This window comes from Cellulomonas sp. ATA003, assembly GCF_031582905.1.
Classification (GTDB): domain Bacteria; phylum Actinomycetota; class Actinomycetes; order Actinomycetales; family Cellulomonadaceae; genus Pengzhenrongella.
Genome location: NZ_CP133990.1, coordinates 3,780,318 through 3,801,858 on the forward strand (window position 1 = coordinate 3,780,318; position 21,541 = coordinate 3,801,858).

At 74.5% G+C, this 21,541-nt stretch carries 15 protein-coding genes and 2 pseudogenes; 8 read left to right on the plus strand and 9 right to left on the minus strand.

The features are described 5' to 3' along the window. The first annotated feature begins 40 nt into the window (after positions 1 to 40). Positions 41 to 1,042, plus strand: a complete 1,002-nt coding sequence (locus tag REH70_RS18690) for a TIGR03885 family FMN-dependent LLM class oxidoreductase (protein WP_310749671.1) — start codon at positions 41 to 43, stop codon at positions 1,040 to 1,042. After that, positions 1,039 to 2,712, plus strand: a complete 1,674-nt coding sequence (locus REH70_RS18695) for an alpha-amylase family protein (RefSeq protein WP_310749673.1) — start codon at positions 1,039 to 1,041, stop codon at positions 2,710 to 2,712. Before REH70_RS18690 ends, REH70_RS18695 begins: the two co-directional genes overlap by 4 nt. 29 nt (positions 2,713 to 2,741) lie before the next feature. Here the strand turns inward: REH70_RS18695 and REH70_RS18700 are convergent, their stop codons facing one another. The 4 genes and pseudogenes from REH70_RS18700 to REH70_RS18715 form a co-directional block, all read right to left on the minus strand. Next, entirely contained in the window at positions 2,742 to 5,888 is a 3,147-nt protein-coding gene (locus REH70_RS18700) for an AAA family ATPase (RefSeq protein WP_310749676.1), read from the minus strand. Next, a pseudogene (locus tag REH70_RS18705) lies at positions 5,888 to 7,092 on the minus strand (exonuclease SbcCD subunit D). The gene REH70_RS18700 and the pseudogene REH70_RS18705 overlap by 1 nt, the downstream one beginning before the upstream one ends. Before the next feature lie 72 nt (positions 7,093 to 7,164). Further along, positions 7,165 to 8,493: an APC family permease gene (locus REH70_RS18710; protein ID WP_310749678.1), complete on the minus strand. Its 1,329-nt coding sequence runs from the start codon at positions 8,491 to 8,493 to the stop codon at positions 7,165 to 7,167. Positions 8,494 to 8,545: 52 nt separating this feature from the next. Beyond that, complete coding sequence (locus REH70_RS18715; RefSeq protein WP_310749680.1) at positions 8,546 to 8,926, minus strand: STAS domain-containing protein; 381 nt, start codon at positions 8,924 to 8,926, stop codon at positions 8,546 to 8,548. Positions 8,927 to 9,129: 203 nt separating this feature from the next. On the opposite strand from REH70_RS18715, the gene REH70_RS18720 reads away from it, so the two are divergent. The 3 genes from REH70_RS18720 (at position 9,130) to REH70_RS18730 (ending at position 12,062) form a co-directional block, all read left to right on the plus strand. Continuing rightward, on the plus strand, positions 9,130 to 9,627 hold the full coding sequence (locus REH70_RS18720) for a YbaK/EbsC family protein (RefSeq protein ID WP_310749682.1): 498 nt from the start codon (positions 9,130 to 9,132) through the stop codon (positions 9,625 to 9,627). After that, positions 9,627 to 10,073 (plus strand): MarR family transcriptional regulator, encoded by a 447-nt coding sequence (locus REH70_RS18725; RefSeq protein WP_310749684.1) that lies wholly within the window; start codon positions 9,627 to 9,629, stop codon positions 10,071 to 10,073. The genes REH70_RS18720 and REH70_RS18725 overlap by 1 nt, the downstream gene beginning before the upstream one ends. 345 nt (positions 10,074 to 10,418) lie before the next feature. Further along, positions 10,419 to 12,062: a DUF222 domain-containing protein gene (locus REH70_RS18730; protein WP_310749686.1), complete on the plus strand. Its 1,644-nt coding sequence runs from the start codon at positions 10,419 to 10,421 to the stop codon at positions 12,060 to 12,062. A gap of 85 nt (positions 12,063 to 12,147) precedes the next feature. Here the strand turns inward: REH70_RS18730 and REH70_RS18735 are convergent, their stop codons facing one another. The 4 genes from REH70_RS18735 to REH70_RS18750 all read right to left on the minus strand — a co-directional run bounded on the left by REH70_RS18735 (position 12,148) and on the right by REH70_RS18750 (position 14,291). After that, entirely contained in the window at positions 12,148 to 12,978 is an 831-nt protein-coding gene (locus REH70_RS18735) for a hypothetical protein (RefSeq protein WP_310749688.1), read from the minus strand. Beyond that, on the minus strand, positions 12,975 to 13,751 hold the full coding sequence (locus tag REH70_RS18740) for a SigE family RNA polymerase sigma factor (RefSeq protein WP_310749690.1): 777 nt from the start codon (positions 13,749 to 13,751) through the stop codon (positions 12,975 to 12,977). Before REH70_RS18740 ends, REH70_RS18735 begins: the two co-directional genes overlap by 4 nt. Positions 13,752 to 13,753: 2 nt before the next feature. After that, positions 13,754 to 13,960, minus strand: coding sequence for a peptidoglycan-binding protein (locus REH70_RS18745; RefSeq protein ID WP_310749692.1), 207 nt, complete (start codon positions 13,958 to 13,960; stop codon positions 13,754 to 13,756). Positions 13,961 to 14,105: 145 nt separating this feature from the next. Further along, positions 14,106 to 14,291 carry a hypothetical protein gene (locus REH70_RS18750; RefSeq protein ID WP_310749694.1) on the minus strand — a complete coding sequence of 62 codons (186 nt, stop codon included), beginning with the start codon at positions 14,289 to 14,291 and terminating at the stop codon, positions 14,106 to 14,108. 796 nt (positions 14,292 to 15,087) lie between these two features. Here REH70_RS18750 and REH70_RS18755 point away from each other — a divergent pair. The 3 genes and pseudogenes from REH70_RS18755 (at position 15,088) to REH70_RS18765 (ending at position 19,606) form a co-directional block, all read left to right on the plus strand. Next, the gene (locus REH70_RS18755) at positions 15,088 to 16,638 is read left to right on the plus strand and encodes a helicase-related protein (protein ID WP_310754417.1); all 1,551 of its coding nucleotides are present in this window, start codon (positions 15,088 to 15,090) and stop codon (positions 16,636 to 16,638) included. Between the two features lie 38 nt (positions 16,639 to 16,676). Next, positions 16,677 to 18,353, plus strand: a pseudogene (locus REH70_RS18760) (DUF3418 domain-containing protein); the annotation flags it as partial. Between the two features lie 377 nt (positions 18,354 to 18,730). Beyond that, on the plus strand, positions 18,731 to 19,606 hold the full coding sequence (locus tag REH70_RS18765) for a DUF3418 domain-containing protein (protein WP_310754418.1): 876 nt from the start codon (positions 18,731 to 18,733) through the stop codon (positions 19,604 to 19,606). Between the two features lie 70 nt (positions 19,607 to 19,676). Here the strand turns inward: REH70_RS18765 and REH70_RS18770 are convergent, their stop codons facing one another. Next, entirely contained in the window at positions 19,677 to 21,353 is a 1,677-nt protein-coding gene (locus REH70_RS18770) for an ATP-binding protein (protein WP_310749696.1), read from the minus strand. Positions 21,354 to 21,541 lie beyond the last annotated feature (188 nt).

Consider the following 21,541-nt stretch of genomic DNA (forward strand, 5'->3'; position numbering starts at 1 on the left):
TGGGTGGGCACCCGGACGCTGCTCACGGTAGACACGTCGGATGACGACGATCGGGATCCACGCCTCCCACGAGCAGATCCACCCCGCCGAGCTGCTGCGTGTGGTGCGCCGCGCGCAGGACGCCGGCTTCGACGCCGGCATGTGCTCGGACCACATCGCGCCGTGGAGCGAGCGGCAGGGCCACTCCGGGTTCGCCTGGTCCTGGCTCGGGTCGGCGCTCGCCACGACGGACCTGAGCTTCGGGACCGTGAGCGCTCCGGGCCAGCGGTACCACCCGGCGGTGCTGGCCCAGGCGAGCGCGACGTTGGCGGCCATGTACCCGGGCCGGCTGTGGGTCGCGCTGGGCTCCGGGGAGGACCTGAACGAGCACATCACCGGTGACCGCTGGCCGTCCAAGGCCGAGCGCGACGAGCGGTTGCGTGAGTGCGTGGACATCATCCGCGCGCTGCACGCCGGGGAGGAGGTCAGCCACCGCGGGCACGTGGTGGTCGACCGGGCCCGGCTGTGGTCGCTCCCCGAGGAGCCGCCCATGCTCATCGGCCCGGCCGTGACGGTCGCCACCGCGCGCGCCCATGCCGACTGGGCCGACGGCCTCGTCACCACCAACCAGTCGATCGACAAGCTCCGCGAGGTCGTCGGGGCCTACCGGGACGCGGGCGGCCGCGGCGAGGTCTCGGTGCAGGTGCACCTGTCCTGGGCACCGACCGAGGGCGAGGCGTACGCACTCGCGCACGACCAGTGGCGCACCAACGTGTACCCGCCGCCGGTGTGCTGGGACCTCGAGACACCTGCGCACTTCGACGTCGTCGGCGAGGGGGCGGGCGAGGACCTGGTCCGCGACGTCGTCATGGTCTCCGCCGACCTCGCGCGGCACACCCAGTACCTGGCCGACCTGATCGACGTCGGCTTCGACCGGGTGTACCTGCACCACGTCGGCCAGCAGCAGGACGCCTTCGTCGACGCGTTCGGCGAGCACGTCCTGCCGCAGCTGCGGACGGCGACCCGCCGGTCGACCGGCCCCGCGGCGGGGGTCGCGTCGTGAAGATCACCGACACCGGCGACCTGTGGTGGAAGAACGCCGTCGTGTACTGCCTGGACGCCGAGACGTTCATGGACTGGAACGACGACGGCGTCGGCGACTTCCCCGGGCTCGCGCAGCGCCTCGACCACCTCGCCGAGCTCGGGGTGACGTGCCTGTGGCTCATGCCGTTCTACACGTCGGCCGAGCGTGACGACGGCTACGACATCATCGACTTCTACGGCGTCGACTCCCGGCTCGGGACGCACGGCGACCTGGTCGAGCTCATCCGCACCGCACGGGACCGCGGCATCCGGGTCATCGCCGACCTCGTCGTCAACCACACCTCCGACCAGCACCCGTGGTTCGTGCAGTCGCGGTCGTCGAAGGACAACCCCTTCCGCGACTTCTACGTGTGGCGCGCCGACGAGCCGCCGGACACGAGCGACCAGGTGGTCTTCCCCGACCAGGAGGACAGCATCTGGGAGCTCGACGAGACGACCGGCGAGTACTACCTGCACCGCTTCTACAAGCATCAGCCGGACCTCAACGTCGCGAACCCGCACGTGCGCGACGAGATCGCCAAGGTCATGGGGTTCTGGCTCGAGCTCGGCCTGTCGGGCTTCCGGGTCGACGCCGTCCCGTACCTCCTGGAGGGGGCCGGTGGGCGGGACGGCAACCCGGACGGCGACCCGCACGACTACCTGCGGTCGCTCCGGTCGTTCCTCGGCCGACGCTCGGGCGACGCCATCCTGCTCGGGGAGGTCAACCTGCCCTACCCCGAGCAGATCCGGTTCTTCGGGGACGGCGCCGGTGACGAGCTCTCGATGATGTTCGACTTCGTCGGGATGCAGCAGTTCTACCTGGCGCTCGCCCGGCAGGACGCCCGCCCCGCGGCGCAGGCGCTGCGCGACCGGCCCGAGATCCCGGTCGACGCCCAGTGGGCGACGTTCGTGCGCAACCACGACGAGCTCACGCTGGACAAGCTCACCGACGACGAGCGGCAGGAGGTGTTCGACGCCTTCGGGCCCGAGGAGTCCATGCAGCTGTTCGGCCGCGGGCTGCGGCGCCGGCTGCCGCCGATGCTGGACGGCGACCCGCGCCGCATCCGGATGGTCTACTCGCTGCTCTTCTCCGTGCCGGGCACGCCGGTGCTGTTCTACGGCGAGGAGATCGGGATGGGCGAGAACCTCGACGTCCCGGGCCGGCTGGCCGTGCGCACCCCCATGCAGTGGACCGCGCAGCGCAACGGCGGGTTCTCGCACGCCGAACCGGACGACCTGGTCGCGCCCGTCGTGACCGGCGGCTTCGGTCCGGAGCACATCAACGTCGCCGCGCAGCGCAACGACCCCGACTCGTTGCTCAACTTCATCGGTCACCTGGCCCGGCGCTACCGGGAGTGCCCCGAGCTGGGGTGGGCTCGCGGGGAGGTGCTCGACCAGCCGCACCACGCGGTCCTCGCGCACCGCTGCACGTGGGACGACAGCTCGCTCGTCGCGGTGCACAACCTGTCCGCGGAGCCCTGCGTCGTCCCGCTCGTGCTGGACGACGTCGGCCCGGACACCGAGCTGGTGGACCTGCTGCAGGAGGGGCGGGTCACGTGCTCCGAGGACGGCACGGTGCAGGTACCGATCGGCGGGTACGGCTACCGGTGGCTGCGCGTGGTGCAGCCCGGGAGCCGCCGGCTGGTGTGAGGGACGCTGACCGTCCACGCGAGGTCCGGCTACCCCGCGCGGACGGTCAGCGTGCTCGACCCGTCGGGCAGCCGCCGCACCTCGATGCGCTCGGCGATGGACTGCTTGAGCGCCTCGACGTGCGAGACCACGCCGACCACCCGGCCACCGGCGCGCAGGCGGCCGAGCTCGGCGAGGACGGCGTCGAGGGTCTCGGGGTCCAGCGTGCCGAAGCCCTCGTCGACGAACAGCGTCCCGAGATCGATGCCCCCGGCTTCGGCGGTGACGACGTCGGCCATGCCGAGGGCCAGGCACAGCGAGACGTAGAAGGTCTCGCCGCCGGACAGCGTGCGCGGGTCGCGCTCGGCCTCGATGCGGTGGTCGATCACCTTCATCGCCAGCCCGCGCTTGCGGGAGCCGACGTCCTCGCGCTCCTCACTGCGCACGAGCTCGAAGCGACCGTCCGACATCCCGGCGAGCCGGTCGTTCGCGGCCGCGACGACGTCCTCGAACCGTCGCGCCAGGACGTACGTGGCGAGCGTGAGGCGCTTGGCGTTGTCGCCGCCGGACGCCGAGGCGAGGTCGGCCATCCGGACCACCGGCTCCGCCGCGCGACGCGACGCCGCGTGCGCCGTCAGGGCCCGCTCGACCTCGCGCACCCCGGCCGCCGCCGCGTCGGCGCACCGCGCCGAGAGCGTCGCCTGCCGGGCGGACTCGGCCGCGGCAGCCTCGGCGTCGGCGCACGCCTGCCGTGCGGCCGCCACGTCGACGACGACGTCGTCGCCGAGCCCGGCGAGGGCCGGCTCGGCGAGCGCCGCTTCGACCCGGGCGAGCTCGGCCGTGTAGCGGGACACGATGTCCTCGAGCTGCCGCAGGTCCGCTGCGGGCAGGATCGCGGCCCGCGCCTGGGCCGCATCGGCGAAGCGCTGCTCGGCGAGGCCGTGCTCGAGCTCGGCGGTCCGGCGGAGCAGGTCCCGCTGTGCGCCGTCGAGGGCGGTGAGCGCCCTGGCGAGCGCGGTGATCGTGCGCACGTCGGCGGTGATCTGCTCGACCCGGGCCGCGACGGACACGGCACCCACCCGCGCGGCGTCCACCTCCTTGGCATCGGCCTCCAGCGCCGTGACCAGCCCGTCCAGCGTCGCCCGGCGGTGCGCGACCGCGACGTCGAGGCCGCGGGCACGGTCGAGCAGCACGTCCGTCTCCGCATCGTGCGCCTGCAGGCGGCGGCGTGCCGCGGCGAGCGCACGCTGCGCGTCCTCGCTCTCCTGCACGCGTGCCGCGAGCCCGGTGAGCAGCACGTCGAGCTCGTCGGGCCCGGCGCCTCCGGCGCGGACCCGCTGGGCCGCTGCTCGCTCGGTCAGTCGCGCCATCTCGGCGAGCGCGTCGGACGCGACCGACTCGGCGCGGGCACGGACCGCCTCGGCGGCGCTGACGGCCTCGGCATCGGGGTGCTGCAGGTCGAGCTCGGCCGGCGCCGGGTGGTCGGCGCCACCGCACACAGGGCACGGCTGCCCCGGGCGGAGGGACACGGCCAGCTCGCCGGCCATCCCGGCGAGCCGCCGGGCCCGCAGCTCCGCCTCCGCGTCGATCGCGTCCTGCGCGGCCACCACCGCCTCCGCGGCGCGCACCTGGGCCGATGCGGCCTCGTGGTCGAGCGTGACGGCGAGCCCAGCCGCCTCGCGACGCTCACGGGCGGCCGCGAGCTCCCCGCGCCGGGTCGCGAGCTCGGCCCCCGGGTCCCCGAGGTCCTCGACGGCGTCGACGAGCAGGGCCCGCAGCGCGGGGCGACCGGCGAGCTCGCTGGTGAGCGCTGCCCGTTCGGCCCCGTCGGCGGCGAGCGCACCCTCCTGCGTGGCGAGCGCACGTCGCCGCGCCGGCAGCTCGCGTTCGATCGCCTCGAGCCGTCCCAACCGCGCGACCTCCGCCGCCAGCGCCTCCCGCGCCCCGGCGAGCTCGTCGCTCCCGGCGTCCGTCAGGCCCGGGTGCTCGCCGCGCAGCCGGTCGACCTCGTCCTGCAGGGACGCCACCTCGAGCCCGGCGGCCTCGGCTCCCGCGAGCAGCGACGCGACGACCGCGCCGCGTCGCGCGAGGTCGCACCGGGCGACCGCCTCGGCGTGCTGGTCCGCTGCTGCGAGCAGCTGCCCGTGCTCGCGCCGCAGGGCGTCCCGGCGAGCCACCGCGTCCGCGAGCACGCGCACGGTGTCGAGGTGCTCCCGCGCGGTGGCGAGCGCCTGCCGGGCAGCGGCGTCGGCCTGCGCGTCCGCCTCCGCCTCGTGCGCCAGGGCCACGACATGGGCGTGCGCCGCGGGAAGCAGGTCCGGGTCGGCGGCGTCGCCGAGGGCGCGCAGCTCCGATGCCGTCGCGAGGGGGACGTCCGGGTCGATCGGAGCGTCCGGGCCGATCGGGGCGTCCGGGCCGATCGGAGCGTCCGGGCCGATCGGAGCGTCCGGGCCGATCGGGGCGTCCCCGTCCGCCGCCGCGTGCGCGCGGCCCCACGCGAACGCCGGGTCGTCCGTGACCGACGCCGCACCGACGAAGTGTGCGGCGGCGATCGCCACGGCCGAGCGGGCAGCATCGACCGACGCCTGCACCTCGCGCCGCATGGCCACGAGCCGGTCCTGGACGCGCTCGTAGACCTCAGTGCCGAACACCTTCTGCAGCAGCCCACGGCGCTGCTCGGGGTCGGCGCGCAGGAAGCTCGCGAACTCGCCCTGCGGGAGCACGATGGTCTGGACGAACTGGGCACGGTCGAGCCCGATCACACGCTGGATCTCCGCGCCGGCCTCGTCGAGGCGGGTCGACAGGAGCTCGCCGCCGTCCGCGTCATCGGCGCTCGCCAGCCGCCACAGCTTGATGGTCGCCTGCTGCTTCGTCGTCCCGGTCCCGCGCTTCTTGGCCCGCTGCCGCTCCGGCGTCCGGCGCACCCGGAAGACGCCGGCGCCGGTCTCGAACACGAGGTCCACCACGGTGTCGACGTCGTCGGACGCGTACCCCGAGCGCAGGCGGTCGTCGCTGGTCGCGGTGGAGGCGACCTTGCCGTAGAGCGCGAACACGACGGCGTCGATGAGCGTGGACTTGCCGGCGCCGGTGGGGCCCTCGAGCAGGTAGATGCCGGACGCACCCAGCTCGGCGAAGTCGATCGTGTGGGTGCCCGCGAACGGCCCGAGGGCCTGCAGGGTCATCGTGCGCAGGTACATCAGGCGCTCCGTTCCGCGGCGACGACGTGCTCGAGAGCCGCGCGGAGCACAGCGACCTCGTCGGCCGACGGCGGGGCGCCGGTCACGTGCTCGACGAAGTCACCCGCGACGTGGAGCGGGTCGTGCGCGGCGGTCACGGCGACCGCCGCACGCTCACCGACGACCGGGGGGCGGTGCTGGACGACCAGGGCGTGCGGGAACCGGCGTCGCACCCGGGCGAACAGCTCCGGCGGACGGGCGGCGTCGGTGACGACCACGCGGACCCAGTCGTCGACGTACGGCTCCCCCGCCGGGCCGAGGAGGTCGTCGAGCGCGCCCGTGACGTCCGACAGCCGCCGCGGCACCGGTGCCGGCACGAGGCGCACGTCGCCGAGGACGCCGTCGGGCCCGATCTCGACGAGCGCGCTCGACTTGGTGTGGTGGCGCTCGGAGAACGAGTAGGCGAGCGGCGAGCCGGAGTAGCGCAGGACGACGCCCGGGGGCCGGCGACGCGCTGTGGTCCGTGCAGGTGGCCCAGCGCGACGTAGTCCACACCCGCGAAGGCGTCGGCCGGGACGTGGTCGATCCCGCCGACCCGGATGTCGCGCTCCGACTCGGAGGCCGCACCACCGAGGACGAAGGCGTGCGCGAGCACGACGGTCCGCGGCGGTGGCGCCGCCGGATCGGCAGCAGGCGCGGCAGCGGTTCGGGCGGCGACGTCGGCCCGGACGCGGTCCATCGCGGCGCGGACGACCGCCTCGTGGGAGCGGGCGAGCGGCTGCTCCGGGTCGGTCGACAGCGCCCGGCGCGACGCGTCCGGGTCCAGGTAGGGCAGTCCGTAGACCAGGACGGACGTGGGGTCCCCCGCCGCGCGTGCCCGCAGGAGGACCGGGGAGCCGACGTCGGCCACGCGGGTGCGCAGGTGGACGCCGTCGCGCATGAGGGCGGCACCGAAGCCGAGCCGGGCGGCGGAGTCGTGGTTGCCCGGGGTCAGGACGACCGGGCACAGCTCCGTGAGCCGCGCGAGCGTCTCGGACAGCAGGGTGACGGCCTCGACGGGCGGGATCGCACGGTCGTACACGTCCCCGGCGACGAGGACCGCGTCGACCCCCTCGTCACGCACCACGTCGACCAGGTGGTCGAGGTAGGCGGACTGGTGCTCGAGCAGGTCGACACCGTGCAGGGTGCGACCCAGATGCCAGTCGGAGGTGTGCAGCAGCCGCATGACGCGACGGTAACCCGGGCCACCCACACGCCCGTCAGGGCGTGCCCCGACACACGGCATCGGACCCGACGGTCAGGCGTCCTGCTGCGGCGCCGAGCTGCGTCGGGTGACGAGGTACAGGACGACTCCCACCGCGAGCAGCGCGCCGGCCAGGAGCCAGTGGGACGCCTCCTGCTGGGTGAAGAGCACGAGGCACGAGACGACCGCGAGCACAGGGATCGGCGTCCACGCGCGGAAGTGGCTGTGCGCCACGCGGTCCTTGCGCAGCACCAGGACCGCGATGTTGGTGCTGAGGAACACGAACAGCAGGAGGAGGACGACGGTCGAGGCCAGGTCCTCGAGCGTGCCGGTGACGGTGAGGAGCATCGCGACGGCGGTGGTGACGACGATGGCGACCCACGGCGTCCGCCGCTGCGGCAGCACGCGTCCCAGGGCGGACGGCAGCAGCCCCCGGTCGGCCATGCCGTAGGCGAGGCGGCTCGCCATGATCATCGTCAGCAGCGCACCGTTCGCCACCGCGATGAGGGCGACGACCGCGAACAGGTCGAGGGGGACGCCGCCGGCGACGCGGACCACCTCCAGCAGCGGCCCGGTCGACCCGGACAGCTGGTCGAGCGGCACGACGATCGGCGCCACCAGGCCGATGAGGAGGTACACGGCACCGGCGGCGATGAGCGACCCGAACAGCGCGCGCGGGTAGACGCGGCGCACGTCCCGGACCTCCTCGGCGATGTTGGCCGACGTCTCGAAGCCGACGAACGAGTAGAACGCGATGAGGGACCCGGCGAGGACGGCGCCACCCACCCCGACGCCGTCGGGCAGCTCGCTGAGGCGGCCGACGTCGCCGTCGCCGCGGCCGAGCACCATCGCGCCCAGGACGACGACGAGGAGCAGACCGGACACCTCGATGACCGTCATGACGATGTTGGCGCTCAAGGACTCCTTGATGCCGCGAGCGTTGAGCAGTGCGACGAGGGTGAGGAACACAAGCGCGGCCGGGACCGGGGGCACGTCGAGGAACTGTCCGAGGTAGTCCCCGGCGAACGCGAGCGAGAGGCCCGCAGCGCTGGTCACCCCGGCGGCGAGCATCGAGAAGCCCACGAGGAACGACACGAGGGGCTTGCCGTACGCGCGCTCGGCGAAGACCGCCGAGCCGCCGGCCCGCGGGTACTTGGTGACGAGCTCCGCGTAGGACGCCGCGGTGAGCAGGGCCATCCCGAGCGCCACGAGGAGAGGGAGCCAGAACATGCCGCCGGCGGCGTCGGCCATGACACCGACGAGCGCGTACACGCCGGCGCCGAGCACGTCGCCGAGGATGAACAGGAACAGGAGGGGACCGGTCACGCTGCGGCGCAGCCGGGTGGGCTCGTCCGTCACGTCTGCGGCAGGGGGCGTCGTCACGCGCCGATCGTCGCGCGACGGGAGCGCTTCCGCACCTGGGGGCGAGCGCTGCTCACGCATGCGGAGGGGACCCGTGGGTCACCTCCGCGGGGCAGACCTCCTGCGGCTTCGCGTGGAACAGCGTGTCGAGCCCGACCAGGGCGAGGAGCTCCACGACGGCGCCGGACGGGTCGCGCAGGACGACGGGCCGGCCGGCGTCCGTGGCGACACCGTGCACCTGCAGCAGGAAGGCCAGACCCGACGAGTCGATGAAGGTGACACCCGACGTGTCGAGCACGACGGGACCGTCTCCCGCCAGCACCGCGACCATGGAGCGGCTCGCCGACTCGCGCCGGCTGGCGTCGATCTCACCCCGGAGGACGACCGTCGTGGTCCCGTCGTGCTGCTCGACGGTGATGCCGGCGGGCGTCGTCGCCCCGTCGCTGTCGTCCATCGCTCCTCTGTTCTGCTCTGCCGTGCTGCCCGCTGTGCTCCGCATGCCTGCGAGCGGGTTCGTCGTCCGGTCCACGGGCGCGACGACGTTACCCGCGAGTAGCCAGGGCGACACCTCGAGACGTGCGAGCCCCGGGACGACGCCGATGCCGGCGGGGTCCCGGGTGGACGTGCCGTGTGGGGGGCCATCCGTACGCTGACGCCATGACGGACGATCCGACGACCGGTTCCCCGGGTGAGCGACGCGCCGTCGCGGCCCTCGACGCCGCCGGGATCCGGTACGGCCTCACGCGCCATGGCCGGGTGCGGTCGCTGGCCGAGGCGGCCGAGGTCCGGGGCATCGACCCGTCCGGCATCGTCAAGACGTTGGTGGTGCGGCGCGGTGAGGACGACTACCTCTTCGTGCTCGTCCCGGGCGACCGGACCATCTCGTGGCCCAAGCTGCGCGCCCTCCTCGGCGTCAGTCGCCTCTCCATGCCCGACGCCGCCACGGCGCAGGCGGTCACGGGGTACGAGCGGGGCACGATCACCCCGTTCGGGTCGACGCGCGCCTGGCCGGTCGTCGCCGACCTGCGCGTCCCGGGGCGTCCGGCGTCGATCGGCGCCGGGGCCCACGGCACGGCGGCGACCGTCGACGGGGACGAGCTGGTCCGCGTGCTGGACGCACAGGTCGCGGACGTGACGGACGCCGAGGACCCGTGATGGCCGACGCCCGCCTCGCCGTCGACGCGTGGGAGTCGCTGCTGCGCGCCCAGGTCAGCCTCATGAAGGAGTTCGCGGAGGACTTCCGTGGCGCGCCCGTGTCCATGCAGGAGTACGACGTCCTCTACACGCTCACGGGATGCCCGGGCGGCCGCAGCCGCCTGCGCGACCTCGCGGACAACACCCGGCTGAGCCAGCCCGGCCTGAGCCGGCTCGTCGAACGGATGGCGACAGACGGGCTCGTCGAGCGCGAGCGCGACCCGCACGACGGACGCGGCACGGTCGTGTCGCTCACCGAGCGCGGGCGTGGGGTGCAGCGCTCGGTGGGCCGGGTGCACGCCCGGTCGATCGTCGCGCGGATGACGGGCGCCCTCACCGACGGCGAGCAGGCGGAGCTCGCGCGGCTGTGCACCAAGCTCCGGGTCGGAGACAACGCGGCGCGCTGATCGGCGGGCGGCGCTGGCCGCGCCGGCAGTTCTGGCACGTCGGGCACTTCGGACACTTCGGGCACTTCGGGCTCTTCAGGAAGAGCGCGCCTGGTCCGCCCCACCCTCGGAAGGCTGCGTTGCCGCCGCTTGATTCATGACGCCATGGCCCCACCCGCTGTTCTGCGCATTACTGGAGTCATTTCAGCGTGCCACCACGCCGACCCCAGGCGCATTGTGAGTGACGCCGTCCACAGAACTCGAGTGCGTTGTCAGCCTTGTCAGTGGCTCGTTCTAGCATGGAGGTCAAGGAAACAAGGATTAGTGGCGAGGGCGCCGCGACCGTCTGGCGGGGAGGTGGGTGCGGTGGATTCCGACGACGTCACGCCGGCCACCTCCCGAGACGTGCGCGGGTCCTTGCCTGATCTTTCCGTGTTGCCGCCCGACGTCGCCGCGGCGGTGGGTGCGTTGCTGTCCGCGACCGACGCGGTGGCCGGGGTGGACACCACCGGCCTGGACGGGGCTCAGGCCGCGGTGATCGCTGCTGCGGCGGCGTCGGTGGTCAGCCGCCTGGGGGTCGTCGGTGCGCGGATGCTGCCGGTGGTCGAGGCCGACGGGCTGTGGGCGTTGGGTGGGGCACGGTCGTTCCCCCGCTGGGTCGCCGCCCGGCACCGCGTCAGCGTGCGGACCGCGCACGCCCAGGTGCGCCTGGGCCGGGCGCTGCGGGATCACTTGCCGGCGACTGCGGCGGCTGGCGTGGCCGGGTCGATCACCCACGAGCAGGTCCAGGTGATCGGCACGATCGCGCCCACCACCCAGCTGCGGTGCGAGGTGCTCGCCGACCCGGGCAACGACTGCAACGAGGAGTTCCTGGTCGGGCAGGCGAAGGTGTGGCCGGTCGACTCGTTGCGGATCCTCACCCGCCGGTGGGCCGCCGCCGCCGACCCCGACGCCGACGACCGCGGCTACCGGGACGCGGCGGACCGGGAGCACTTCACGATGTCGCGGACGTCGGACGGGTACCACCTGGCCGGGCAGCTCACCATCGACAACGGCCAGTACCTCAAGGCCGCCCTCGAGGCGATCACCCCCGTACCCGCGGTCGGTGACGACCGGACCCCCGCCAAGCGGCGCGCCCAAGCCCTCGGCGACCTCGCCCGCGTCGTCCTCGACCGCGGCCTGACCGGCACCCGCGGCGGAGTCCGCCCCCACGTCAGCGTCCTGGTCCCCTACAGCGTCATCACCGACGCCGAAACAGCCGCACGAGCCGGGACCGACGGGCAACACGAACCCGAGGCGGCCCGGGCCCCGTTGGACGAAGCCAGCGCCGGCGCAGCCAGCAGCGAAGCGAAGGACGATGCAGACACGGGCACGGGCACGGGTGAGGTCGACACAGGCGCCGTGGCCGGCTTCGTGCCGGCGGTCGGTGGCCCCGCAAGCGCCGCGCGAAGCGATCGGGGCAGCCAGACCGGGCAGGCACCTCTCGCCGAGGGAGCCGCGCAGCCCGTGCACGAGCCCGGCTCCGACGACCTGCTCACCGCAGCCGCGGTCAGCGGCGCCTCACCGATCGGCATCCCGCAGTACCACGACGGCACCCCCGTCCCGCGAGCGGCGTTGAACCGGTTGATGTGCGACGGCGGGTTTACCCGGTTCCTTTTCTCGGCCGACTCCCAGATATTGGACGTCGGCCGCGAGAAACGACTCTTCACCCCGCACATGCGCGCCGCCATCATCGCCCGCGACAAACACTGCGTTTACCCCGGCTGCACCGCACCACCCGTGCTCTGCGAAACCCATCATGTCGATCAATGGGCCCGCGACCACGGCACCACCAGCGTCACCAACGGGATACTCCTGTGCTGGTACCACCACGACCTCATCCACCGCATGAACATCACCATCACCTGCGACACCAACACCACCTGGGCGTTCACCGACCGATTCGGCAACCCGATCCGCAGCACGATGGAAGGCCGCCTCGGCGGCACGGACCCTCCGGGCGCCGGATGACGCCGACCACTCGCGCGACGACGGGCAACGGCGAGTACCGGGCGACGGGCAACGGGCGGCGCGCAACGAACGACGGACCGCATCCTCAGCAGCCGGCGCTCTCGTACCCGCACAGGCGCTCCCAGAGCTGTCGAGCACGTTGCGTCACCGGTTCGCGGGACGATTCCGTGGAGCCGTCACCGCCGTCCACGGTGGCCAGCGCGAGCGCCGACCCGCGCCGGGTGAGGACGGCGTAGGTGCCGAACGGCGTCGGCGCACCCTCGCCGTCGCCGTACACGCGCGCCACCCCGGTCCCCTGCGCACCCACCTCCACCGTCTCGGTGGAGATCAGCTCACTGCTCGCGTCACAGGCGGCCAGCGCAGCCCGCACCCGGTCAGCCTCGGCCACCGCGGTGGCGGCGTCGGCGAACAGCGCGACCTGCTGCACGTCGATCCGCGCTTCGAACTCACCGGTGCCGTCCCGTGCCGTGAGCATGGCCGTCGCGGTCGACGGCGATCCCGCCGCGCACTCCTCGGGCAGCGCCCACGCAACGGTGCCGTCGGTGGTCGTCCGAGGTTCGAGCAGGGCCGGCGCGAGGACCTCGGTGGGCACCGGGATAGTCACCGCGGAGGACGGGGTCTTGGTGGGGTCCGGCGTCGTCGAGGGTTCCGGGGTGGGCGTCGTCGGCGCGGGCGCGGGGGGCGCCGTCGCGACCGGAGCCGGCCACGTCGGGAGGTCGACGCGGTCCAGAGCGGGGACCCCCACGGCGATCGCCGCGACGGCTGCCGCCGTCCCGATCACCGCTGCGGTGCGCCGCCGCCGTCGCCGCCGGTGGATGCCGGTGGCCACCTGCGCCCAGATCGCGTCGTGGTCGAGGGCACCGGCCGCGTCCGCCTCCGAGCGCAGCACCCTGCGCAGGTCGTCCGGCGTGGTCATCGGTCCTCCTCGGAGAGGGCTGTGGAACGCAGGGTGGCGAGGGCCCGGGTGGCGGTCGAGCGCACCGTGCTCGGGGCCACGTCGAGGATCTGGCTGATCTCGTGGTCGTCCATGCCCTCGAGGTAGCGAAGGACGAGCACGGCACGCTGGCGCGGCGCGAGCCCGGCCAGTCGCCGCTGCACGTCCTGCCGGTCGACCACGGCGTCGGCCGGGTCACGACCGACCCGGGCGCGCGCTTGCAGCATCCCGTCGCCGGTGGCCGTCACGGTCCGCGTGTACCAACGGCGCCGCCAGGACAGGTGCTCGTTGGTGACCATCCGCTTGACGTACAGGTCGGGCCGGTCGCTCGCCCGGATGCGCCGCCACCGCGACGACGCCCGCACCAGGACCTCCTGGACGATGTCGGCGCCCTGGTGCGAATCGCCGGCGAGGGCGGTGGCGTAGCGGAGGAGGTCCCCCATCCGGGCCCGTGCGAAGGTCTCGAAGTCCTCCTCGTCGCCACGGACGGCCTCACCACGGATCACGACGTCCCACGCGGGGTCGCCGACGTCGGACCCGACGGGATCCGCCGACTCCGCCTGCTCGGCCTGCTCGCCCTGCTCGCCCTGCTCGGGCTGGTTGGCCTGGTTGGCGTGCGCAACCCGCTCAACCCGCTCGACCCGCTCGGCCCGCTCGGCCTCCTCGGCCACGGACGCGATCCCGACGTCGCGCGTGCCGGGGCGGGCGTCGCCGGCTCGGCGACGCCCACCGCCTGCCCCACCGAGCGCGCTCATGCTCAGTCCGGGATTCCCTCGAGCAGCCAGCCGACGGCCAGCCGGGTCCGCGGCCCGACGACGCCGTCCTCGGCGACGCGCGCGACGCGCTGCAGGGCGACCGTCGCCCGGTGGGTCTGCGGTCCGAACACCCCGTCCTCGGCGATGCGCGGATGGTCGAGCTGCCCGAGCCGGAGCGCGACGTTCACGATGCCCTGCCAGTCCCGCACGCCGTCACCGCGCGCACCGCGCGCGAGCGCACGCTCCCCGCCTCCACCGGACCGCTGCCGGCACCGGGTCCGATGCCCGCCTGCGCCTCGGCCTGGGCGACCGCGGCGCGGGTGCGAGGCCCGACGACGCCGTCCTGCGCCACGCTCAGGCGCGCCTGGACGGTACGGGTCGCAGCCCGGGTCCGGGGCCGAAGAAGCCGTCCTCGACCAGGGCGGGGCCGGCCACGACCCCGACCGCGACGAGGCCATTGACCCGCGCCTGCCACGTCGCGACCTGCGTCCCTCGGTCACCGAGGCGGAGCGTCGCGGCCGAGGCCGCGGACCGGGCCACGCGTGCAACCACAGAGCGAGCAGCGAGCACGGCCCGGACGTCCGATGCGGTCGCGGACGACGACGCGGCGGCGGACGCAGATGCGGTCGGACCAGCAGATGCGGGCGGAACAGCGGTCGCGGCGGTCGCGGGGAGCACCAGCCCACAGCTCACGGCCAGCAGGACGGTCGCCTTCCCCGCAGTGGACCTCCGGACAGTGGCCCTCCCCGCAGTGGACCTCCGGACAGTGGCCCTCCCCGCAGTGGACCTCCGGACGGCGGCCCTCCCCACAGTGGCCTTCCGGACGGTGGCCTCCCGGACCGTCGTCTTCGGGACAGTGGTCTTCCGGACGGTGGTGCGCATGGCGGACCCCTCTCGGTGATCGGTCGAGTCTGACCACCTCCAGACGTCTGCGGGGCCCGATCTGCTGCGTCGGACGAGTCAAGTCTGTGTCCCCGACCGCCCCCGACGTGATCGCCTGGTGACGCACGCCCCACCGGCCCGCGCGCCCACCCGCCGGTGGTCGGGGAGAATGGTCCGTCGTGAGCGACGTCGAGGGCACCACCGGCCGGGACCCCCGACCCGCCGCGCCCGGTGAGGCGGCACCCCGGGTGGGGCCCCCGTCGGCGGCAGCACGCGGCCCCGCCGTCGTCGCGCCGGCCGCCCGCGTCCCGACGACGACCGCGCCCGGCGCGCCCCCGCCGCGTCACGGACCCCACGCACGTCCCGCACCGACGACCCGGCCCAGGCCGACGCGCGCCAGGTCGCCCGCGTCGCGCGCAAGGCCGGGGTCCGCCGCGGCGTCGTCGTCCCGCCGATCACCTACCCGCCCGAGCTGCCCGTCTCCGCACGCCGGGACGACATCGCCGCGGCGATCCGTGACCACCAGGTCGTCATCGTGTCCGGAGCGACGGGGTCCGGGAAGACGACGCAGCTGCCCAAGATCCTGCTCGACCTGGGCCGCGGTCGGGACGGCCAGATCGGGCACACGCAGCCGCGACGCATCGCCGCGCGCACGGTCGCCGAGCGCATCGCCGAGGAGGTCGGCACCGAGCTCGGGCAGATCGTCGGCTACCAGGTGCGGTTCACCGACCAGTCGTCCGACGAGACGCTCGTGCGCGTCATGACCGACGGCATCCTGCTCGCCCAGATCCAGCGCGACCCGATGCTGCGGGGCTACGACACGCTGATCATCGACGAGGCGCACGAGCGTTCGCTCAACATCGACTTCATCCTCGGCTACCTCACGCGCCTGCTGCCCCGGCGTCCGGACCTCAAGGTCGTCATCACGTCCGCGACCATCGACTCCGAGCGCTTCGCCCGGCACTTCGCCGGCCCGGCCGCGGCCGACCACCCCGACGGCGTGCCGGCGCCGGTCGTCGAGGTCAGCGGACGCACCTACCCCGTCGAGATCCGCTACCGCCCGCTGTCCCCGGACGACGTCGGCCGGGCCGACGAGCCGGACGCCGACGACGACGCCCTCGCGTCGGGCACCCCGCTGCGGAAGGCACCCTCCGGCGCGCCGTCGGCCAGGACGTCCGGCACGTCGTCGAGCGCGGGCACAGGCGCGGGCGCGGGAACGGGCAGGCCCTCGGGGAGGCAGAGCGAGGACCGTGACCTCATGACCGCGATCACCGACGCGGTCGACGAGCTGTGCGCCGAGGGACCGGGCGACATCCTCGTGTTCCTGTCCGGCGAGCGGGAGATCCGTGACGCCGAGGACGCCCTCACCGGCGCCCTCGGCCCGCGCGTCACCGACCCGCGCCACCCCGACGCGGTCGAGATCGTGCCGCTGTACGCGCGGCTGTCGTCCGCCGAGCAGCACCGCGTGTTCGAGCGGCACACCACGCGCCGCGTCGTGCTGGCGACCAACGTCGCCGAGACGTCCCTGACGGTTCCCGGCATCCGGTACGTCATCGACCCCGGCACCGCCCGCATCTCGCGGTTCTCCAAGGCGACCAAGGTGCAGCGACTGCCGATCGAGCCGATCTCGCAGGCCAGCGCGAACCAGCGCTCGGGCCGCTGCGGGCGCGTCGCGGAGGGCATCGCGATCCGCCTCTACTCGGAGGAGGACTTCGCGTCCCGCCCCGAGTTCACCGAGCCGGAGATCCTGCGCACGTCGCTCGCCTCGGTGATCCTGCAGATGGTCGCGGTCGGCGTCGCCGCCACGCCCGACGACGTCGCCCGCTTCCCCTTCGTCGAACCGCCCGACGTCCGGTCCATCCGCGACGGCGTCCAGCTCCTCACCGAGCTCGGTGCCCTCGAGGCGCGCGGCACGACGGCCGACGGGACGACCCCGCGCAGCGCCTCACCGACGTCGGACGCGCGCTCGCCGAGCTGCCGATGGACCCGCGCCTGGCCCGGATGATCGTCGAGGGCGGACGCCGCGGCGTCGCCCGCGAGGTCATGGTGATCGCCGCCGCGCTGTCCATCCAGGACCCCCGCGAGCGGCCGGCCGAGCAGCGCCCCCAGGCAGATCAGCTGCACGCGCGGTTCGCCGACCCGACGTCGGACTTCCTCAGCTACCTCAACCTGTGGCAGTACGTGAAGGACTCCCAGCGCGAGCTCTCCGGGTCGGCGTTCCGCCGTCTGTGCCGCGCCGAGCACCTCAACTACCTGCGCCTGCGTGAGTGGCAGGACGTCGTCACCCAGCTGCGCGAGATGGCCAAGCCGCTCGGCATCCGGGTCGAGCCGCCGCGGCACGCGCCAGACGGGTCGAGCCTGACGACGACGCCCGGCACCTCGTCCGCGACGTCGTCCGGCACGACGTCCGGCACCGCACCCACTCCCCCACGCCGACGCACCGCGCCCGGCGCGGCCCAGGAGAGCCTCTCCTCCGACACCGCCGACACCACGTCCCTGCGCCTGGACTGGGACGCCGACCGCATCCACGTCTCGGTGCTGTCCGGCCTGCTGAGCCAGATCGGCATGCAGGAGGTCACCGAGGTCCGGGCGGGGGCGCCGAAGGGCACGAAGAACGCCCCGCCGCCCCGGGGGCGCAAGGGCGGCCGCAACGAGTACATCGGAGCCCGTGGGGCGCGGTTCGCGATCTTCCCCGGCTCGCCGCTGTCCCGGAAGCCCCCGGCCTGGATCATGGCCGGCGAGCTCGTCGAGACCTCACGCCTGTGGGCCCGCGACGCCGCCCGCATCCAGCCCGAGTGGGCCGAGGAGCTCGCGGCGCACCTGGTCAAGCGCACCTACTCCGAGCCGACCTGGTCCACGAAGCAGGGTGCGGCGATGGCGTTCGAGCGGGTGCTGCTCTACGGCGTCCCCATCGTCGCCCAGCGCCGCGTCCTGTACGCGAAGGTCGACCCCGAGCACGCCCGCGAGCTGTTCATCCGCCACGCCCTCGTCGAGGGCGAGTGGACGACCCACCACGCGTTCTTCCACGACAACCGCGCCCTCCTCGCCCAGGCCGAGAGCCTCGAGCACCGCGCCCGCCGCCGCGACCTCGTCGTCGACGACGACGCGCTGTACGCCTTCTACGACGAGCGCATCCCGGCCGACGTCGTCTCCTCGCGTCACTTCGACACCTGGTGGAAGACCGCACGGCGCCGGGACCCGGACCTCCTCACCTTCACGCTCGGCATGCTCGTCGCCGACGACGCGGACGTCAGCGAGACCGACTTCCCGTCCGTCTGGCCGCAGGGTGACCTCGAGCTCCCGCTCACGTACCAGTTCCAACCCGGCACCGACGCCGACGGCGTCACCGTCCACATCCCGCTGGTCGTCCTGGACCGGGTGCGCCCCGAGGGCTTCGACTGGATGGTGCCGGGGCTGCGCGAAGAGCTCGTCGTCGCCCTCGTCCGGTCCCTCCCCAAGCCGGTGCGCGTCCAGCTCGTCCCCGCGCCCGACGTCGCCCGCGAGGTCGTCGCGTGGATCGACGCGAACCTGCCCGGCTGGGCGGACACGGTGCGCGCCGGAGACATGGCGGGCTCCTTCCACGCCGCCGTCGCCGCGGCCGTCCAGGCCCTGCGCGACGTCGTCGTGCCCGACGACGCCTGGGACGACGACCGCCTGCCGCCGCACCTGCGCATGACGTTCCGCGTCGAGGAGGAGCGCGGCGGTGGCGCCGTGGTGCTCGACGAGGGCAAGGACCTCGTCGTCCTGCAGCGCCGGCTCGCGGCCCGCTCCCAGGACGCCGTCCGGGTCGCCGTGCGGTCGGCGGTCCGGGACGCGATGCGTGACGCCTCCCGGGCGGCGGGCGCCGGGGCAGGCGGCGCGGCGGATGCTGCGGCCGGTGCGGCCGGTGCGGCCGGTGCGGCACCGCTCGCGGGCTCGGCGGGTCACGCGGGCTCGGCAGGTCCCTCGGGCGCCGCTGGTGCGGGAGGCCCCGCGGGCTCGGGCGGCGCCGCGCCGGCCCACGCGGGCCACCGGTCCGACTCCGGTGCCGCGGCCGGCGCGCCACCGCTGCCGCCCCCGTCGCCGAGCGCACGGGGCTGGCCACCTGGCCGGACGGGCTGCCGGACGGTCGCCTGCCGGACGTCGTCGAGACGCCGGGCCCAGGCGGCGTCGTCATCCGCGGCTACCCCGCGCTGGTCGAGGAGCCCGGCGCCCGGCACGAGCCGACCGTCGCGCTGCGCGTTCTCGCCGACGCCCGGCGCCAGGCGGCCGAGCACCGGCGCGGCGTCCGCCGTCTGCTGACGGTCGAGGTCTCCCTCGCGACGTCCCGCGTGACGACGCGGTGGAGCGGCACCCAGGCGCTCACGCTGGCCGCCAGCCCGTACCGGACCACCGAGACGCTCGTCGCGGACGTGCAGCTCGCCGCGGTCGACGCGCTCGTCGCCGCGCTCGTGTCGGACGCCGCCACGGTGCGCGACGAGGCCGCCTACCGTGCGCTGCGGGACCGGGTGCGCCCCCGTCTCGAGGACACGGTGCACCGCGTCATCACCGACCTCGTCGCCGTCCTCGGTGCAGCGCGGGAGCTCGACGCCGCGGTGCGCGCCGGCACGAGCCTCGCGCTGCTCAACACGCTGCAGGACGTCCGCGAGCAGATGGCCGCGCTCGTGCACGACGGGTTCGTCAGCGAGGCCGGTGCCGCCCGGCTGCCGCACCTCGTGCGCTACCTGCGCGCCGCTCGGCACCGTCTGGCCAAGGCCGCCGACAACCCGAACCGGGACGCCGAGCTCGCCTGGCGAGTCCACGACCTCGAGGCGCTGCTCGACGCCGCCCGCGAGCGGGTCGCGTCCGGACCACCCGACCCGGCCCGGACGGCCGCGCTCGACGACGTCCGGTGGATGCTCGAGGAGCTGCGCGTGAGCCTGTTCGCGCAGACCCTGGGCACGCCGGCGCCGGTGTCGGAGAAGCGCGTGCGCGCGGCCCTCGCCGCGATCTGACGCTCGCCGCGATCTGACGCCTGCCGCAACCTGACGCCCTTGGTGCGCCCGGCTCCGTGACCCGTGACGCTCACCCCGGCCCGCCTCCCGGGTGCCCGTGATGCCGGCCGTCCTTCGACTCCACCACCTCGATCCCCCGGTCCTCCCCTGGGCCGTCCCCGAACCGGTCGTCCTCGAACCGGTCGACGCCCACGTCGCCGACATCGCCCGCGTCACCCGAGTCGCCCACGTCGCCCACGTCGCCCACGAACGGTCCCGCGGCGAGCACCTCACCGTCCGCCCGACCGCCGAGCAGCACGCGGGTCATCGCGTTCCGGGTGTCGAGCAGCTCGGCGAGAGCGGTCTCGAGGTCGGCCGCGCTCACCACCGGCAGCGCGTCACCGGCGACGAGCGCGGCTCGACGCAGCAACTCCTTGAGGAACGACGCCGTGACGCCGCCCGTCCGGTCGACGGCCGCACCCAGCGCGTCGTCGTCCACCTCGAGGCCACCTCGGTAGAGGTCGAGCAGCGCGCGACGTCCGTCCGCGTCCGGGAGCTCGAGCGCGATCGCCTGGTCGACCCGCCCCGGCCGGGCGGCGAGCGCCGGCTCGAGCAGGTCGGCGCGGTTGGTGGTGAGGACGAACACCACGTCGGCGTCCTCGGCCAGCCCGTCCATCTCGTTGAGCAGCTGGAACAGCAGCGGGTGCTGGCCGGGGTGCATGCCGCGGTCCTCCGCGATGAGGTCGACGTCCTCGACCACGAGCATCGACGGTTGCAGCGACCGGGCTATCGCGCACGCGTCCCCGATGAGGTGCAGGGCGTCGCCGGTGAGCTGGAGCACCGTCGTCCCGGTGAGCGTCGCGGTCAGGTAGCGCACCGTGTGCGTCTTGCCGACACCCGGCGGCCCGTACAGCAGCAGCCCGCGCTTGAGGTGCTGCCCGGCGGCCAGCAGCCGCTCCTTGTGCGCGGCGACCCCGGCGACCTGACGTTCGACGGCCGCCACCGTGGCCGCCGGCAGCACGAGCCGGGAGGCGTCCATCGTCGGGCGCGGATGGAACGTGAGGAGCGTCTGCCCGGGGTCGAACATGTCGCCACCACCGAACGACAGCACCTGCCCGCGGAACACGTTGCGCTCGGTCGTCGCCGCCCGCACCGCGGCCGCGACGTCCCGGGCATGACCGGGGTCCGTGCTGACCACCTGCAGCGTCACGTTCGCGAGGCCGCTCTCCGGCTCGGGGCCGCGGACGAGCAGGGCGGACCGCCGGACGCCGTCGTCGACGAGGTACAGCCCGCACCGGACGCAGGCGGTCGTCCGTCCGTCGGGGCCGCTCGGCAGGTTGACCCGCGCCACGCTCCCCGGTCGCAGGCCCGCCGTCTGCCCGTGCGGACCGCTCTCGGCCAGCAGCTCGCCGAGACCGAACGGCCGATGCTGGAAGCCGACGACGCCCACGAGGCGGACCTCGGCACCCGACCCGGCGACCCAGGCGTCGATCCCGGCCTGCACGTTGACGTGTTGGTACCCGCGCCACGACTCCTCGACCACGTCGAGCTCGGCCCCGACCACCCCGAGGTGCGCACGCAGCACCGACCCGAGGGTCACCGGCTCGCCGGCCCGTGCCACCCCGACCACGCCGCGCACCGCGCGCCGCACCAGGCGCGCGACGTCGGCGAGCTCGGGCCGTGACCCTCGGCGCCGCCGGGGTGGCTCCATGACGACGGTCAGGTGGCTGGCGAACGCCTCCTGCTCGCCGGCGCGTACGCGAACCATCCCCGACCTGACATGCGTCCTCCGAGCGCCCGGTGCCGGCAGCCACGTCGCGGCCGGCCTGCGGTGACCGTAGCGGCCCCCACCGACATCGCTCACCGGCAGCACGGCGGCACCCGACGGGCGCCGCACCCACGGCGGGGCACCGGTGCTCGCCGGGCGCGTCCCGCCTCACCGGTCGCCTTCAGTCC

What these genes read in the sequence shown, in the direction of transcription:
- REH70_RS18690 (WP_310749671.1), top strand. Translation starts at nt 41, where the DNA reads ATGACGACGATCGGGATCCACGCCTCCCACGAGCAGATCCACCCCGCC.
- REH70_RS18700 (WP_310749676.1), bottom strand. Translation starts at nt 5,888, where the DNA reads ATGTACCTGCGCACGATGACCCTGCAGGCCCTCGGGCCGTTCGCGGGC.
- REH70_RS18715 (WP_310749680.1), bottom strand. Translation starts at nt 8,926, where the DNA reads ATGGACGACAGCGACGGGGCGACGACGCCCGCCGGCATCACCGTCGAG.
- REH70_RS18720 (WP_310749682.1), top strand. Translation starts at nt 9,130, where the DNA reads ATGACGGACGATCCGACGACCGGTTCCCCGGGTGAGCGACGCGCCGTC.
- REH70_RS18725 (WP_310749684.1), top strand. Translation starts at nt 9,627, where the DNA reads ATGGCCGACGCCCGCCTCGCCGTCGACGCGTGGGAGTCGCTGCTGCGC.
- REH70_RS18735 (WP_310749688.1), bottom strand. Translation starts at nt 12,978, where the DNA reads ATGACCACGCCGGACGACCTGCGCAGGGTGCTGCGCTCGGAGGCGGAC.
- REH70_RS18740 (WP_310749690.1), bottom strand. Translation starts at nt 13,751, where the DNA reads ATGAGCGCGCTCGGTGGGGCAGGCGGTGGGCGTCGCCGAGCCGGCGAC.
- REH70_RS18770 (WP_310749696.1), bottom strand. Translation starts at nt 21,353, where the DNA reads ATGGTTCGCGTACGCGCCGGCGAGCAGGAGGCGTTCGCCAGCCACCTG.